This window comes from Streptomyces sp. NPDC002793 (genome assembly GCF_040295485.1).
Lineage (GTDB): Bacteria > Actinomycetota > Actinomycetes > Streptomycetales > Streptomycetaceae > Streptomyces.
Window position 1 is genome coordinate 237,879 of sequence record NZ_JBEOVL010000001.1, and the last position, 15,706, is coordinate 253,584.

Annotated in this window: 13 protein-coding genes and 1 tRNA gene; 7 read left to right on the top strand and 7 right to left on the bottom strand. The window is 71.0% G+C overall.

Annotation, left to right across the window (positions count from 1 at the left end; translation table 11 throughout):
• Positions 1-64 precede the first annotated feature (64 nt).
• Positions 65-955, bottom strand: a complete 891-nt coding sequence (locus tag ABT001_RS01070; RefSeq protein ID WP_351270403.1) for an AfsR/SARP family transcriptional regulator — start codon at positions 953-955, stop codon at positions 65-67.
• A gap of 783 nt (positions 956-1,738) precedes the next feature.
• On the opposite strand from ABT001_RS01070, the gene ABT001_RS01075 reads away from it, so the two are divergent.
• From ABT001_RS01075 to ABT001_RS01085, 3 genes are all read left to right on the top strand, one after another.
• A complete protein-coding gene (locus tag ABT001_RS01075) occupies positions 1,739-2,368 on the top strand; it encodes a ScbR family autoregulator-binding transcription factor (RefSeq protein ID WP_351270406.1) in 630 nt (209 codons plus the stop codon).
• A gap of 499 nt (positions 2,369-2,867) precedes the next feature.
• Positions 2,868-2,940, top strand: a tRNA-Arg gene (locus tag ABT001_RS01080).
• 228 nt (positions 2,941-3,168) lie between these two features.
• A complete protein-coding gene (locus tag ABT001_RS01085; protein WP_351270409.1) occupies positions 3,169-4,440 on the top strand; it encodes an APC family permease in 1,272 nt (423 codons plus the stop codon).
• A 118-nt stretch (positions 4,441-4,558) separates the two neighbouring features.
• Here ABT001_RS01085 and ABT001_RS01090 read toward each other — a convergent pair whose 3' ends face one another.
• The 3 genes from ABT001_RS01090 to ABT001_RS01100 form a co-directional block, all read right to left on the bottom strand.
• Positions 4,559-4,864, bottom strand: coding sequence for an Rv3488 family transcriptional regulator (locus tag ABT001_RS01090; RefSeq protein ID WP_351270412.1), 306 nt, complete (start codon positions 4,862-4,864; stop codon positions 4,559-4,561).
• Between the two features lie 119 nt (positions 4,865-4,983).
• Entirely contained in the window at positions 4,984-6,042 is a 1,059-nt protein-coding gene (locus ABT001_RS01095; protein ID WP_351270414.1) for a Clp protease N-terminal domain-containing protein, read from the bottom strand.
• Between the two features lie 191 nt (positions 6,043-6,233).
• Positions 6,234-6,656 (bottom strand): arsenate reductase ArsC, encoded by a 423-nt coding sequence (locus tag ABT001_RS01100; RefSeq protein WP_502967397.1) that lies wholly within the window; start codon positions 6,654-6,656, stop codon positions 6,234-6,236.
• Positions 6,657-6,750: 94 nt separating this feature from the next.
• Here ABT001_RS01100 and ABT001_RS01105 point away from each other — a divergent pair, with 94 nt between their 5' ends.
• Together ABT001_RS01105 and arsB are read left to right on the top strand one after the other, a co-directional pair.
• Positions 6,751-7,059, top strand: coding sequence for an ArsR/SmtB family transcription factor (locus ABT001_RS01105; RefSeq protein ID WP_351270419.1), 309 nt, complete (start codon positions 6,751-6,753; stop codon positions 7,057-7,059).
• The gene (gene arsB, locus ABT001_RS01110; RefSeq protein ID WP_351270422.1) at positions 7,056-8,186 is read left to right on the top strand and encodes an ACR3 family arsenite efflux transporter; all 1,131 of its coding nucleotides are present in this window, start codon (positions 7,056-7,058) and stop codon (positions 8,184-8,186) included. The genes ABT001_RS01105 and arsB overlap by 4 nt, the downstream gene beginning before the upstream one ends.
• 8 nt (positions 8,187-8,194) lie before the next feature.
• Here the strand turns inward: arsB and ABT001_RS01115 are convergent, their stop codons facing one another.
• Complete coding sequence (locus ABT001_RS01115) at positions 8,195-8,560, bottom strand: ArsR/SmtB family transcription factor (protein ID WP_351270425.1); 366 nt, start codon at positions 8,558-8,560, stop codon at positions 8,195-8,197.
• A 104-nt stretch (positions 8,561-8,664) separates the two neighbouring features.
• Here ABT001_RS01115 and ABT001_RS01120 point away from each other — a divergent pair, with 104 nt between their 5' ends.
• Complete coding sequence (locus tag ABT001_RS01120; RefSeq protein ID WP_351270428.1) at positions 8,665-10,059, top strand: FAD-dependent oxidoreductase; 1,395 nt, start codon at positions 8,665-8,667, stop codon at positions 10,057-10,059.
• A gap of 79 nt (positions 10,060-10,138) precedes the next feature.
• The gene (locus ABT001_RS01125; RefSeq protein ID WP_351270431.1) at positions 10,139-10,888 is read left to right on the top strand and encodes an ATP-grasp domain-containing protein; all 750 of its coding nucleotides are present in this window, start codon (positions 10,139-10,141) and stop codon (positions 10,886-10,888) included.
• Positions 10,889-10,952: 64 nt separating this feature from the next.
• On the opposite strand, the gene ABT001_RS01130 is transcribed toward ABT001_RS01125, so the two are convergent.
• Positions 10,953-12,776 carry a DUF8823 domain-containing protein gene (locus ABT001_RS01130; RefSeq protein ID WP_351270433.1) on the bottom strand — a complete coding sequence of 608 codons (1,824 nt, stop codon included), beginning with the start codon at positions 12,774-12,776 and terminating at the stop codon, positions 10,953-10,955.
• 193 nt (positions 12,777-12,969) lie between these two features.
• Positions 12,970-15,552: a D-alanyl-D-alanine carboxypeptidase gene (locus ABT001_RS01135; protein WP_351270435.1), complete on the bottom strand. Its 2,583-nt coding sequence runs from the start codon at positions 15,550-15,552 to the stop codon at positions 12,970-12,972.
• Between the last annotated feature and the right edge of the window lie 154 nt (positions 15,553-15,706).

A 15,706-nucleotide genomic window follows, 5' to 3' on the forward strand; every position in this document is an offset into this window, starting at 1 on the left:
ACCCCCTGCGGGGTCCTTGCCACCGGCTTCCCGAAGGGCCCAAACGCCCCGGGAAGCCGGCCCGTCACGAGTGGCGCCGGTGCATCAGTGTCTGCGATCTGCGCGCCGTCGCACCGCGCCCCGCCGTGATGCGTTCGCAGCGGCGGACGCCCACGGGGCCGGGGATCGTGCGGCGCCGTTCGGGCTCGGCGTCGAGGGCCAGGGACGCGTCGTGGTGCAGGACGGCCACCTCCAGGCCGCGGAGTTCATGGCCGGGGTCAAGACCGAAGTCGTCCAGGAGCGCGGCCCTCGTGCGCCGGTACGCCGCGAGTGCGTCGTGCTGGCGTCCGCAGCGGTACAGCGCCACCATCAGCAGCCCGCACATCCGCTCCCCGGCCGGCTCCGCGGTGGCCATCTGCTCCAGTTCACCGAGGATTTCGTGGTGCCGGCCCCGGTTGAGGGCCTCCTGCGCGTAGTCCTCGAAGACGGACATCCGCATCCCCGCGACCGCGCTGAGCTCCGGCCACGCGACCCCCGTCTCGGCGAGGTCCGCGAGCACCGGCCCGCGCCACAGCTGCAGCGCCGAGTACAGCTTGCCCAGCCCCGACTCCTCCCTGCCGGCGGCGAGGTCGGCCCGTCCCAGCTCCACCAGACGGCGGAAGTTCCACAGGTCGAGGTTGCCGTCCGCGACGGTCATCCGGTAGCCGGGAGCCGTCGTCGTCAGCGTGACCGCTCCCGCGGTTTCCGCATGCCGCTCTATGATCTTGCGCAGACCGGACACGGCGTTCTGCACCATTTTCCGCGACGTCGCCGGAGTGTCGTACCCCCATAGCGCGTGCACCAATTTACTGGTGGGCACGACCTCGTTGGCGCGCAGCAGAAGAAATCCCGCGATGGCCCGCTGATTGAATCCCCCCAGGCCCACGGGGTCGTCATCGGAGAACGCTTCCAGCGGACCCAGTAAATTGAATCGCACCCGACCCACCCCCTGTCGACGTCGAAGCGGACAGCCGCCTCCACCAGGCACCTCTACAGTAAAGAAACCATTCGACCTGTTTGTCAAACGGTTGAGTCAAGATCTTCAGAGGAAGCCGCACCGACGATGAAGCACCAGGCCAGAGCGGCACATGGAGAGATCTCCCACTACCCCCACTTCCCGAGGGACGCTACTTCCGCCTACGGAATGTTCCATTCCGAGTACCTGCCCCACTGGGCGGACAGCTGCCATCCGGTGAGCGCGGAGAAACCCGAACCCCCCGAGCCGTCGCCGGCTTCGCCGGGTCGAACCACCCCTCAGAAGAAGCCGTTCGCAAGCGAGATGGCCGGTGGAACCGGTCGACACCCCGAGCAGGAAATAGCGCTGGAGCGAACAAAATCACGGAATGCCACACCGGAAAGGGCGCCGTCATACCGCCGACGGCCCCGTGGCAGCGTAAAGACGGAACTGCCACACCAGGCTGCGGAGTGCACCGGATGGCACGGCACCGCACCGATCACGCCGACGCCGCGGACGACGAGACCGAGCCCACCTCAGCCACTGCGAACAATGTGGCCACGCACCACCGGAAACCGTCCAACCACCGGACCGCAGGCCGTTGCACCACCAGAGGGCCGGTCGAGCACTGCGGGAAAACAGTACCAGTTGGTTGGTTTTTTGTGAGGCCGGAAGGCAAACTGACACCGAGAGCTCGTCGCGTCGCAGCCCGGAGGGCACAGCCTCGACGACAGCTCCGGTCAACGGAGTGAAAGGGTTGGGCACATGGCCAGGCAGGAACGCGCGGAGGTCACTCGGGCGGCCATTCTGGACGGGGCGGCACGCGCCTTCGACGCCGAGGGCTATCACGGCACGACGCTCGGCGACATCGTCAAGGAGGGCGGGGTGACCAAGGGCGCCCTCTACTTCCACTTCTCCTCGAAGGAAGACCTCGCCCAGGCCCTCATCGACGAGCAGTTCTCCGTCCTGGACCCCTTGGCGAACGCCGAGAACCCTGGCGTGCAGACCATCATCGACATCCTGCAGTCGATGGCCCGGCAACTGGTGGACGACGTCCGGGTGCGCGCGGGTATCCGTCTGGTGATCGACCAGAGCTCCAAGACGGACATCGTCAGTGAGCCCTACACCCGGTGGATCGAGCTCTTCCGGGAATGCCTGACCCAGGCGCAGGACCGCGGTGACGTCAAGGCGGACGTCGACCCCGACCGGGTGGCGCGGCTGGTCACCGGGTCCTGGACCGGACTACAACTCAGCTCGCAGGTGCTCACCGGACGCGCGGACCTGTGCGAGCAGACGACCCTCCTGTGGGAGATGCTGCTGCCCAGCATCGTCCCGCCGCGCAGGCTTACGCGCTTCAGGCCGGAAGGCAGCGCGCGGATCACGGAGCGCGACTGATCAGCACCGAACAACAGCGGCACGGGGACGGCTCCCCCGGAGGGTGACGGACTTCGGGCGGCCCGACGGACATCTCGGTGTCCGGCGGCGGCATCATCCCCCGCGGAGACGTCCACGAACTGCTCGACCTGGGGCGGCGGCCGTCTTCACCCCGGGCGCACCGCCCCGGGAGATCACCGACTGGGCAAGGGGCAACGCGGGCCGGGCCGCGGTGGCCTGACCGGGTCCTGCCGCGGCTGATCCACCGGGCCGAACGGGGGCGGCGCTGAGCTCCGACCCACGGGCCGGCCTCCGCTCCCCCCGCGAACGAAACCACAGCACCTGCCCCAGCCTCGATCCGGTACGCTGTGGATCGAGACTGGGGCAGGTGCTGCAATGTGTGCCGCACGGGCGACCGTGCACGCACACACCGTAGTCACAGGCCACAACCTCTCCGGGCTTGGAAAGAGGCCACAGCATCGACTGCTCTGCAGTTCGTGCACGGTTTCGCGCAGGCCCCGCCTTCGTAGCTCAGGGGATAGAGCACCGCTCTCCTAAAGCGGGTGTCGCAGGTTCGAATCCTGCCGGGGGCACAGCACACCAAGGGCCAGTTCGGAGGCTTGATCCTCTCGAACTGGCCCTTTCTCATGTTCACGCGCGTGCCGCCCTGTCCCGGTGTCTCCCCGCTGCGTGCGGAGCATCACCTCCAGCGTTCGACGAACGCACGGGCCGCCTCCCGGCCGACCGACTGCTCGTGCCTCATATATCGTCATCCGATATCGGAGCCCGTAAAGTGTCGCGCTGCTGCCAGGGGTGGGTCCATGAACAAGCCGTCAAAAGCCGCCGGATCCGGTGAGTTGGAGCGTCGGCTCGGGCTGTCCGACGCTGTGGTGATCGGCCTGGGGTCGATGATCGGGGCGGGGATCTTCGGCGCACTCGCGCCGGCGGCGCGCGCGGCCGGCTCCGGGCTGCTGATCAGCCTGGCCCTGGCCGCCGTTGTCGCGTTCTGCAACGCCATCTCGTCCGCACGGCTCGCCGCGCTGTACCCGGCCTCGGGCGGCACCTACGTCTACGGCCGTGAGCGGCTGGGCGAGTTCTGGGGCTACCTCGCCGGATGGGGGTTCGTCGTCGGCAAGACCGCGTCCTGCGCGGCCATGGCGCTCACGGTGGGGTCGTACGTGTGGCCCGGCCAGGCTCACGCGGTCGCGGTAGCCGCAGTGGTGGCGCTGACTGCGGTGAACTACGCCGGGGTGCAGAAGTCGGCGCTGCTGACCCGGGTGATCGTGGCCGTGGTCCTGGCGGTGCTCGCCGCTGTGGCGGTCGCCTCCCTGACCTCTTCCGCCGCGAGCGCGGGACGGCTCGACGTCAGGGACGACGCGACCTTCGGCGGGGTGCTCCAGGCAGCGGGCCTGCTCTTCTTCGCCTTCGCCGGATACGCGCGCGTCGCCACCCTCGGCGAGGAGGTCCGCGACCCACGGCGCACCATCCCCCGGGGTGTGGCGATCGCGCTCGGGATCGCCCTGGTCGTCTACGCCGTCGTCGCCGTCTCCGTACTGGGTGTCCTCGGCCCGCAGGGGCTGGCGTCGGCTGCCGCGCCCCTGTCGGACGCGGCCCGGGCCGCGGGCGCCGAGTGGCTGGCGCCCGCTGTGCGGGTCGGTGCGGCGGTGGCAGCGCTCGGCTCGCTGCTCGCGCTGATCCTCGGCGTGTCCCGGACCACCCTGGCCATGGCCCGGGACCGGCACCTCCCCCACGGCTTGGCCGCGGTCCACCCGAGGTTCAAGGTCCCGCACCGGGCCGAACTCGCGGTGGGCGCGGTGGTGGCGGTGGTCGCCGCGACGGCCGACGTGCGCGCGGCCATCGGGTTCTCCTCCTTCGGCGTCCTGGCGTACTACGCCATCGCCAACGCCTCCGCCTGGACCCTCACACCTGAAGAGGGCCGCCCGGCCAGGGCCGTCCCTGCTCTCGGTCTGGTCGGCTGCCTCGTCCTGGCCTTCGCCCTCCCCCTCTCCTCGGCCCTCTGCGGCGCTGCCGTCCTGGCCGTCGGCGCTGCGGCCTACGCGGTCCGCCGCGCTGTGGCCGCTCGTCACCCCTGAGGGGTTCCCGTCCGTGGAGGAGCGGCGTTCGGGGGTGATCCTCGTCGCCACCGTTCCGAGTGGAGGCGTCGTCCCGAGTGGAGGCGTCGTCCGGAGTGCGCGCCGACCGGCCGTCTCTCTACCGTGCTTCGTCGCCGAGCACCTCACGGGCGAGCTCCTTGAGCGCCCTGCGGTCCTCCGCCAGAGCTTCCTTCCCGGCCTCGGTGGCCGCGTAGACCCGCCGGGTGCGGCCGTCCACCACCCGCTGCTCGGAGACCAGGAGCCCGTCCGCCTCCAGCCGGTGCAAGGTCGGGTACAAGGTGCCGGGGCTGATCCGGTAGCCGTGTCGGGCCAGTTCCTCGGTCATCCAGGCTCCGTGGATCTCCTCCTCGGCGGCGTGGTGCAGGATGTGCAGCCGCACCGCACCCCGCTGGAACTCGCGCACCTGGGTACCTCCGGCAGTGACGGAACCGATATCGGCATCCGATCCTACGTCGACCAGTGGTCACTCCAGCGGCTCAGGACGTGGCAGCCGCCGGCTTCCGCCCGTACCCACCGACCCGGTCAGCCCCGGGGACCGGTGGTCATCGCGTCGATCAGCCGACGGGCGCGGGTCTCCTCTCCCAGGAGGATCTCCACCAGCGGGCCGGTGCCCGGGTCGGTCCTCGACTCGCTGCCGGCGCCGGCCGCAGGCGCCCCGCCCGGTCCTGCCGTCTCATCGACGTACTGCTCGACGGGCCGGGCATCAGCCGCCAGGCGGACGCGGCCACCGGTCAGCTCGGTGCGCACCGAGGCGTAGTCGATGCCCAGACGGGCCAGCCGCTCGCCGCCCTCGTACCGGGTGTCGGGAGCGGGAGCGCCCTGCCGCAGCAGGTGCGGGTAACGGAGCGCGACCTCATGGGTGGCCAGGATGGCCAGCAGCACATGTTCGCTGCCCACCGCGCGGTCGCCGAGGCGGCGCGCCTGCTCGTAGGTCTCCATCCTGACCCACCAGGCGGGATGCGACGCCCAGTTGATCCCCATCCTCTTGACCAGCCACCGCTTCCAGAAGGGCATCTGGCGATACTGGCTTCGGCCGAGGAGTACCTCGCGGGTGGGGTGCAGCAGGGGAAAGAGACCGTCCTCCTCGCCCTCCGCTCCGGTGTCGCCTTCGAGGCGGGCGAGTACGGCCCGTGGTGAGATACCGCAGGTGCCCAGCGTCTCCACCGCGCGGTTGTCCTCCGCCAGCAACCCGCGCAGCAGGTGAACGGCGCCGAACTTCGCCGCACCCTCCTGTCGGGCCTGCCCCATCGCCGCGGTCAGGGCCCTGGCCGCGGCGCCCGTGAAACGGCCGCGCTCGTCGCCGTCCTCCCCCAGCACGTCCTTCGCGGCGACGCTTCCTTCGTTGTCGTCGGTGCCGCCCCACGCGGAGTCCCGGTCCGTCCTGTCCCGCAACACCGCCACCAGCACCGTCTTGGTCGCCCCCGCCCCGGCGAGCGCTTCGGGCGCGGCTCCCTTGGCCGTCACGATGCCGGCGAGCAGGTGTTCGGTACCGATGGCATCCCCGTCGGCCGCACCCTGCGCGCCCCGGGCGGCCCCCAGGATTCCCACGACGTTCCAGTCGGACTCCATGATCGCGTTCATGCGGCCTCCCTTTCCTTCCGGTCCTGCTGTGCAGCCTCCCCCGGCCGGAGCGGAGGCCGCATCACCCCAGGGGCGGAGTCCCCTCCTCCTCATGCGACCTGCGAAGTACGGAGAGGGGGAGAGGCACGTCGGCCCGGCACAGGCCGAGGCCGTGTGGGACCGGCTCTGCCGACAGCGTCCTCAGCGCCCGCTCACACCGTCGGCTCCGGAGCGATCTCCTCGATCAGGCCCTCCACCAGAATCCGGATCTCGTCGCGGACGGTGCGGACGGCTTCCACGCCCTGGCCCGCCGGGTCGTCCAGCTTCCAGTCGAGGTAGCGCTTGCCGGGGAAGACGGGGCACGTGTCGCCGCAGCCCATCGTGACGCACACGTCGGACTCGCGGACGGCGTCGACGGTGAGGATCTTCGGGGTCTCGGCGGAGATGTCGATGCCGGCCTCCGCCATCGCCTCGACGGCGGCGGGGTTGACGGAGGTACCGGGGTTCGAGCCGGCGGAACGGACCTCGACGCGGTCCCCGGCGAGGTGCGTCAGCCAGGCGGCCGCCATCTGGGAGCGGCCCGCGTTGTGGACGCAGACGAACAGGACGGACGGCTTGCCGGAGGTCTCGGCCACGGTGATCGTTCTCTCTCGTCGCACGGCGGCACCAACCGCCGATGACTTCAGCTCCCGCTGGTATCAGCGGACGATGATGTGACAGTATCAGCGCATGCTGACTTCAGTCGATCCTGACCTGATCCGGGTACTGGGCGATCCGCTCCGCCTGCGGATCGTGACCCTGCTGGCGCGCGAGACCCTCTGCACGACCCACCTGGTCGAGGAGACCGGAGCGAAGCAGACCAACCTCTCCAACCACATGAAGGTCCTGCGCGAGGCCGGTGTGGTCGAGACCGAGCCGTGCGGCCGCTTCACCTATTACAGGCTGCGCCCCGAGGTCCTCGCCGGCCTCTCCGAGCAGTTCGCGGCGCTGGCCGACTCCGCCCGTACCGCCGCCGGGAACAAGAGGGCCTGCCCGTGACCACCGAGCGCACCACGACGACCCCCACCACCACCACCGCCGGTCAGGCCGGGGACGACTCGATCGTCAAGAAGCTCTCCACCCTCGACCGCTATCTCGCGGTGTGGATCCTGCTCGCCATGGCCGTCGGCCTGGGACTGGGCCGGCTGGTCCCCGGGATGAACGACACACTGGCCAGGATCGAGGTCGGCGGCATCTCCCTGCCGATCGCACTCGGCCTGCTGGTCATGATGTACCCGGTGCTGGCCAAGGTCCGGTACGACCGGCTGGACACCGTCACCGGCGACCGCAAGCTCCTGGTGTCCTCGCTGGTCATCAACTGGATCGTCGGCCCCGCGGTCATGTTCGCCCTCGCGTGGATCTTCCTGCCCGACCTGCCCGAGTACCGCACCGGTCTGATCATCGTCGGACTGGCCCGGTGCATCGCGATGGTCATCATCTGGAACGACCTGGCCTGTGGCGACCGTGAGGCCGCGGCCGTGCTCGTCGCGCTCAACTCCGTGTTCCAGGTCATCGCCTTCGGCGTACTGGGCTGGTTCTACCTCGATCTGCTGCCCCGGTGGCTGGGCCTGGGCGACGGGCAGGGTCTCGACGTGCCCGTGTGGCACATCGCGCTGAACGTCGTCGTCTTCCTCGGCATCCCGCTGCTCGCCGGATACCTGACCCGCCGCATCGGCGAGAAGAGGATGGGGCGCCGGTCCTACGAGTCGGCGTTCCTGCCGAGGATCGGCCCCTGGGCCCTGTACGGCCTGCTCTTCACGATCGTCATCCTCTTCGCGCTCCAGGGGAAGACGATCACCTCGCAGCCGATGGACGTCGTACGCATCGCACTGCCGCTGCTCGCCTACTTCGCGATCATGTTCTTCGGCGCCTTCCTCCTCGGCAAGGCCCTGGGACTGGCCTACGACCGCACCACGACCCTGGCCTTCACCGCCGCGGGCAACAACTTCGAGCTCGCCATCGCCGTCGCCATCGCCACCTTCGGCGTCACCTCGGGCCAGGCCCTCTCCGGTGTGGTCGGCCCACTCATCGAGGTCCCCGTCCTGATCGGGCTGGTGTACGTCGCGCTGGCCTGGCGCAAGAGGTTCGGCCCGGCAGCCCTCACCACCCCGGGAGGTGAAGCCTGACGCGGCACTCAGCCGCGCAGGTCGAGCAGGGCGGACATCGCCGCCACGACGGACGGGGCGACCTGGTAGTACACCCAGGTCCCCCGCCGCTCGGAGGTCAGCAGACCGGCTTCGCGCAGCTTCTTCAGGTGGTGGGAGACGGTCGGCTGGGAGACGCCGACATCGGAGATGTCGCACACGCACGCCTCGCCGCCCGGGTGGGAGGCGACCTTGGAGAACAGGCGCAGCCGCACCGGGTCGGACAGCGCCTTGAACATCACGGCCATCCTCTCCGCATCGCCCTGCGACAGCTCCCCGGCCGTGATCGGCGGGCAGCAGGGGACCACCGCTCCGGCGTCCAGGACCGGCAGCTCGACAGCCTCTGAATTCGACATGCGTCTATGTTGACACTCATCTATATCGAGTGCCAACCTTCACATATAGACAGCGATCGATACAGCGGCCCGAGCGGTCGCCCGTCCCGGAGGACATCACCGCCATGACCACCATCGCAGATCTTCCTGTCGTCGTCATCGGCGCCGGCCCCGCCGGGCTGGCGGCCGCCGCCCACCTGGTCGAGCACGGCATCGAACCGCTGGTCCTGGAGGCCGGACCGACAGCCGCCACCGCCGTGCGCGACTGGTCGCACGTGCGGATGTTCTCCACCTGGGGCGAACTGACCGACCCGGCGGCGGAGAGACTCCTCGCGCCGACCGGCTGGACCAGGCCCGACGCGAGCACCTACCCGACGGGAGGGGACTGGGCCGGGCAGTACCTCCAGCCCCTCGCCGATCTCCTCGGGGACAAGGTCCGCTACGGCGCCACCGTCACAGGCGTCTCCCGCCTGGGCCGCGACCGGATCGTCGACGCCGACCGGGACCGGCAGCCCTTCACCGTCCGCGTCACGCGCGCCGACGGCACCGAGGAGCGCATCCTGGGCCGCGCCGTGATCGACGCGTCCGGCACCTGGTCCACCCCCGGCCCCATCGGCGCCGACGGGCTCCCCGCCCTGGGTGAGCACGCCGCGTCCGCCCGCGTCTCCTACCGCGTCCCCGACCTCGAGGACCCGGCCGTACGCGCCCGTTACGCGGGCCGGCGCACCGCCGTCATCGGCTCCGGCGCCTCCGCGTTCACCGCCCTGGCCACCCTCGCCGACGTGGCGAAGGACGCACCCGGTACGCACGCGGTGTGGATCCTGCGGCGCGGCATCAGCGGGTCCACCTTCGGTGGTGGCTCCGCCGACCAGCTCCCCGCCCGCGGCGCCCTGGGCCTGGCCGCCCGGGCAGCCGTCGACCAGGGGTACGCCGATGCCGTCACCGGCTTCCGCGCCGAGGCCGTCGAGCGCACCGCCGATGGCCGCCTGGTCCTGGTCGGCGAGGGCGGCCGACGCCTCGACCCGGTGGACGAGCTCATCGTCCTGACCGGTATGCGCCCCGATCCGACCTTCCTGACCGAGCTCCGCCTCGCGCTGGACGAGCGCCTGCAGGCACCGGTGGAGCTCGCCCCGCTCATCGACCCCAACCAGCACTCCTGCGGCACCGTCTACCCGCACGGCCACCGCGAACTGTCGCACCCCGAGAAGGACTTCTACCTGGTCGGCATGAAGTCCTACGGCCGCGCCCCGACCTTCCTCGCCATGACGGGCTACGAGCAGGTCCGCTCCGTCACCGCCGCCCTCGCGGGGGACACCGAGGCGGCCGACCGCGTCGAACTCACCCTCCCCGAGACCGGAGTCTGCGGCGGCGCCGGCCTCTTCGACGACCCGGCGGCCGCAAGCCGGCCCGACGAAGGCGGCTGCTGCGCTCCGGCACCCGTTCCCGTCCCGCTCGGCGTCGGCGCCGCCCTGCCGGTCACGACCGCCGAGGGCACGGTGGGCGGCGGCTGCGGGTCCTGAACCACCGCTCCCGGGCCCGACGGGTCGTCCGGCGAAATCCGATGGGCCGCGCCCCGTCCGCTGCGGCAGGATGCGCGCCATGCCCCTTGTTCTCCCGCCGCGCCTCACCGCCTCAGCCCGGACCCTCCGCGACACCGCACGGCGGCGGGGCCTGCGAACCGTGCAGTTGCCGGATCGCACGGTGCCCGAGGAGCTGCGCGGCGGGAGCGCCCACCTGCACGCCGGACCTTCCTTCGCCGACGCCGTGGCCCCCGTGCTGGGCATCGCACCTCTCGAAGCCCCCGCGGACTGGCTGGCCCGGCTGCCCGCCGCGTTCGTCCGGCGTGAGATCCGCGCGATGCCCCTCCGCGAGGCGTACGGGCTGCGCCGCCCCGCCTTCGTCAAGTCACCCAACGACAGGGGCATTCCGGCCCTCGTCTACACGGACGGCTCCCGGCTGCCCGGGCCGGACGCGGTGGATCCGGGGACGGTGGTGCTGGTGAGCGATGTCGTCCGGTTCGATGAGGAGTACCGGCTGTACCTGCTCGACGGGCAGGTCGTCACCGGCAGCCGGTACGCCGTGTCAGGGCGGCTGCACATGGCTCCGCTCACCGCCGCGGCGCACACGTTCGGTACGGATCTGCTCGCCGCCGCCGGGCACACGCTGCCGTCCGCGATCGTCGTGGACGTAGGGCGCACCGATGACCGGCAGTGGGCGGTCATCGAGGCCAACGCCGCCTGGGCCAGCGGCTGCTACGGCTCCGACCCGGACCGCGCGCTGGATGTGGTGCTCAGGGCCGCCGGCCCCGCCGCACAGCTCGCGGAACGGGACGGCGCGTTCGTCCGGTGAGCCGGCGGCAGGACACGTTCCGGCGCCCCGCCGCCTGCCGCCCCGCCGAGGGAGCCTTCCCGTCCTACGGGCTCAGCTCCTCGGGGCACGGGGTACCCGGCTGCAGTTGGTACGGCGCCGCCAGGCGGTAGACACCCGGGCGGGGCGCGAGGAGCTCGGTCCACTCGTCGCCGTCGCCGTCCTCCTCCACCCTGATCAGGCAGCCGTGGGCGTTGGTGAAGTCCTTCGGAACGCTCTCGTCCTCCGCCGAGCGCAGCTTGGACGCCTCCGTCTCCTGCGGCCGCTCCACGCCCTTGCCCTCGCCGTCCACGACGGCGAGCCAACGGGAGTACGGGATCCGGATCAGGACACGGCCCGCCGACCGCACGTGGATGGTGAGCTCGTTGTCACCGGCCTTCTCCACCGTCGCGGGCGGATCCGCGAGCGGAACCGGGTCCAGGACCCGGAACAGCTTCCAGTTGGCGTCGCTCCAGACCGCCTCGAGATAGGGCAGCCCCTTCTCGACGAGCGCCGCCTCCTGCTCGCCCCCGGAGTCCGGCTTCCCGGTCGGCAGCACCACGTAGTGCACGGCCCAGCGGTCCAGCCACTCGCGGTAGTTCACGGTGTCGAGGGTGTCGTCGTAGAAGAGCGGGTTGCGCTTCATGTCGGCCTGCCGGTTCCAGCCGCGGGCCAGGTTCACGTACGGCGCGAGCGCGGAGGCCTCACGGTGGCTGCTGGCGGGCACCACCTCGACCCGGCCCCGCTCCGCCCCTGCCTTCTGGAGCTGGTTGACCAGCGGGGCCAGTTCACGGTTCCAGGACGCGGTGGGGGCGGTGCGGACGATGTCGTCGACGCCCTTGAAACCGATCCAGAAGTTCAGCCCGGCGAAGGCGATGACCAGGGCGTACCAGCGGCGGGTGCGCGGCGCCGTGTACGGGAGGGCGGCGAGCAGCGCGACGCCGGCGAACAGCATCGCCATGCGCGACACGTTCGACCCGATCTGCGAGTCGATGACGTACGTGAGGAGCGTCCCCACCCCGTAGACGGCGGCGGCCGTGCGCACGGTGTGCCAGGACGGGGGTACGAGGAAGAAGACCAGGACGGCGAAGAGGAACGGCAGCGACAGGGTCCCCAACGACATCGGCTGTGTGCCGGAGAAGGGGAACCACCACGAGGACAGGCCCACCACCGCGACGGGCGGCAGGCCGATCGCGTACGCACCGGGACGTCGCTTGTTCAGGAACAGCGCCGCTGCGACCACACCGAGGAAGAGCCCTGCGACCGGGCTGCCCGCCGTCGCGAGTCCGGCCAGCGGTGCGGCGACCACGGCCTTCGCCCAGCGCCTGTAGCGCCAGCGGTGCGGCCAGCAGAAGACGGCGGCGACGGCTCCGAGCGCGAACATCATGCCGAGCCCGAACGTCACCCGGCCGGACAGGGCGTTGCACAGATACGCGAACACGCCGGCGAACGCACAGGCGAGAGGGTTACGGACGGCGGGTACCCGCACCAGGATCAGGGCGGTGAGCGCGGAGGAGACCGTGCCGGCGACCATCATCGTCGTGCGGACGCCGAGCACCGACATCAGATAGGGCGACACCACGCTGTACGAGACGGGGTGCATGCCCCCGTACCAGGCCAGGTTGTACGCCGTACCGGGGTGCCGGCCGACGAACTCGGCCCAGGCGTCCTGGGCTGCGATGTCGCCGCCGCTGTTGGCGAAGAAGAAGAACCAGAGCAGGTGCGCGGCCGCGGCGACCACGGTCGTGACGAGGACCGGGTGACGTCGCAGACGGCTCCGTATCGAACCGTCGGCGCCGCGGTTGTCCCCGCCGGCCTGGGCGGGGATCCGGACGGTAACGCGTTCGGCAACCGGGTCTGTGTCCGCCCGTGTCGGCTCAGCGGTGGTCACTGCGACTCTCCCCGTCCTCGCCCGGGCCTGCCGAACCGTCCATGTACCGCACGGGCCCATCCGTACTCGGAGGGGCGCGTCCCCACGCCCGTCCGCTGCCCTTCGGGACGCTAGCACGCAGCATTTTCGCCGCGCTGCCCTATCGGCCGACGGCCCCTGTCACCCGCGGGGGCGGGGACAGGGGCCGGACCGGTCAGGTGATGCGGGTGAGCTTGTCCCCGAAGGACGGTTCGGCCAACGCGCTGCCCAGGGTGACCGCGACCTCCACCTGGCTCGCGCCCTCACCGACGGTCATCGTTCCGACCCTCGTGCCGGCCGCCGCCGCGTTCGGGAGCGTCTTGCCGTCGTCGGTCAGTTCGAGCTTGACCGTGAGGCCGGGCCAGCCGACCGCCTTCACGTCCTCGGCCACCACGACGTCGGTGGTGTGCCCGAAGCCGTCGTCCACGACGCCGACGACCTGCCCCTTCTTCACGACGGTCCGGCTCTCCAGCAGGTCCTGCGTGGCGGTCACGGCCTTCTTGCTCACCGCGTTGACCGTGTCGATGATCGGCGGCTTGTGCTGCCCCAGGATCGCACCGACGATGAGCTGGTCGGTGTCTCCGACCATCTTGTGCGCCGCGAAGAGCAGGTTGCCACCGGCCTTCGTGGTGGAGCCCGTCTTGATGCCGAGCGCGCCGTCGTAGGGAACGAGGGTGTTGTAGTTCCGGTGGGTGTGCCCCGACGGGTCCGTCCAGGACGGCAGCTTGGTGATGTCCATCAGGGCCGGGATCTCGACCAGCTTCTCGCCCAGCTTCACCTGGTCCTCGGCGGAGCTCACCGTGGTCGCGTTCAGCCCGGACGGGTCGGTGTAGGTGGTCTTCGTCATACCGAGTTCCTTGGCGGTGTCGTTCATCTTCTTGACGAACGCCTCCTCGGAACCCGCGTCCCAGCGGGCGAGCAGCCTGGCGATGTTGTTCGCCGACGGGATCATGATGGCCGAGATGGCCTCCCGCTCCGTGAGCGTGTCACCGGCCTTGATCGTGTTCAGGGTCGACTCACCCACCGAGTCCAGCTTGCCCTCGGCCTCCGCCTTGGCGTCGATCTTCACGGCAGGCCCGTCCGCCCCCTTCTTCAACGGGTGGCCCTTGAGCACGACGTAGGCGGTCATCGCCTTGGCCACACTGCCGATCGGCACGGCCTTCTGCTCACCGAACGAGTCGACCGTGCCGAGACCCGTGGCCGCCATGAAGCCCTGACCCTCGTCCGGCCACGGCAGGGAGGGCTTGCCTCCCTCGAAGTCGTACGTCTGCTTCGTCGTCAGTTCGAGGGACGGCTCCGGAAGCGGGCGCATCGCCTGTGCGATCGCAAAGACGATCAGGAGGAGGAGTACCAGCGGGGTCCAGATCTTGACCCGCCTGACCGCCGTGCGGACCGGGGTCTCCGGGGGCGGCGGGGTGTTCGTCAGCTCGGCGAGGAGGTCGAGCGGCGGCCGGGGCGGCATGGGCTGCTGCCTGGTCCGCTCGGCCTCGGCGAAACCGGCCCCGGGGCTCGCGGGCGTACCGGACCCTGCCGCGACGTCCGGGGTGACCGTGGGACCGACCACGGCGGCGGGGCGCACGTCGTCCGCGCGCAGCGGCACGAACTTGCTGGTCCGCTCGGAAGGGGTCTCGGGCGCCTCGGGTGCCCCGGAGGTTCCGGAGGGCTTGGCGGCCCAGGAGGCGGGCTTCCGCCCGTCCTCCCCGCTCTCCTTCGCCTTCGGCGGGAGCTTCAGCGCGGTCGTCGGCTGGTCGACGCGTTCCGCGCGAGGAGCCTTGAAGACGGCGGTCGGGTGATCGATTCCTCGGCCGTCGGCCGCAGAGACCGTCTCCTCCGCCGGGGCGGTCTCCTCGCGGGTCCTCGGGACACGGGGAGCGTCCTCGGAGGCCCTGACGGCCGGTGCTTCGGCTTCGGCTTCGGTGCCCGCTGGCTCGTCGGTGTCGCCGTCGGTCGCCGGTGCGCCGCCCTCAGCCGCCGGAGCGCCATCGGACGAGGCCGTATCGGCGCCGTCCGACGCCTTGCCGTCGGCGCTCTCCGTCTCGTCTTCGGATGCGGCCGGGCCGTCACCGCCGTCTTCGGACGTGTCGCCGTCGCTCACCGACGACTTGTCCGCACTCTCGGCCGCACCGTCCTGACCTGTGTCTTCGTCATCGGAACCGGTCTCCACCCATGCCGCGACGGCGGCACGCAGTCGCGTGTCCGTCGGGCTCGCCGCGGAGTCCAGACCGGAGCCGTCGCCGGCTTCGGAGCCGGAGTCAGGGCCGGAATCGGAGCCCTGGCCGACCTCCGGCTCCGAGTCCGCAGCGGCCTGCGGGCGCTCGTCGGTCTCGGCAGCCGGGCCCGCGTCGGGCTCGGCGTCCGCCTCCGCGTCCGCCTCCCCGGCCTCCTCGCGGGGCTCAGACGCCCCTGCGGGGCCCTCCGAGCCCTTCGAGGCACGGGAGGCGCCCGAGCCGCCCTCGGGTGCGCCGGAGGCGCCCGAAGCGTCCTCAGGGGCGCCCGAAGCGTCCGCGGAGCCGCCCGAAGGAGATTTGGAGACGCCGGAGGCGTCCTCGGACGCGTCGGCCGTCACCGAGGGCGGCACGCGGAAGACCGCCGTCTCGCTGTCGGTCCCACCGTCCGGCGTGGTGTCCGTGGTCCCGCCCGCCGTATGCGCGTCCGCCGCGGCGGACGGTTCACGGAACACGGCGAAACGCGGATCGCGTTCCTCAGCCGTCCCTGACGGCTTCCGCTGATCCGATTTGTCGGGGGACTCGCCCGCCACCGATACCTCCTTGTTGCGCTGCGGGGCACGCCCCGCACTGCCCGAACCGTCTACCAGTGTCCTGTGTGAACCCTTGTCCGAGCCGCTAGACGAGAACGACATACCTAACGGTTCCCTCACAAAGCACCCAGGCACTCTCGACAGACCAATGTGA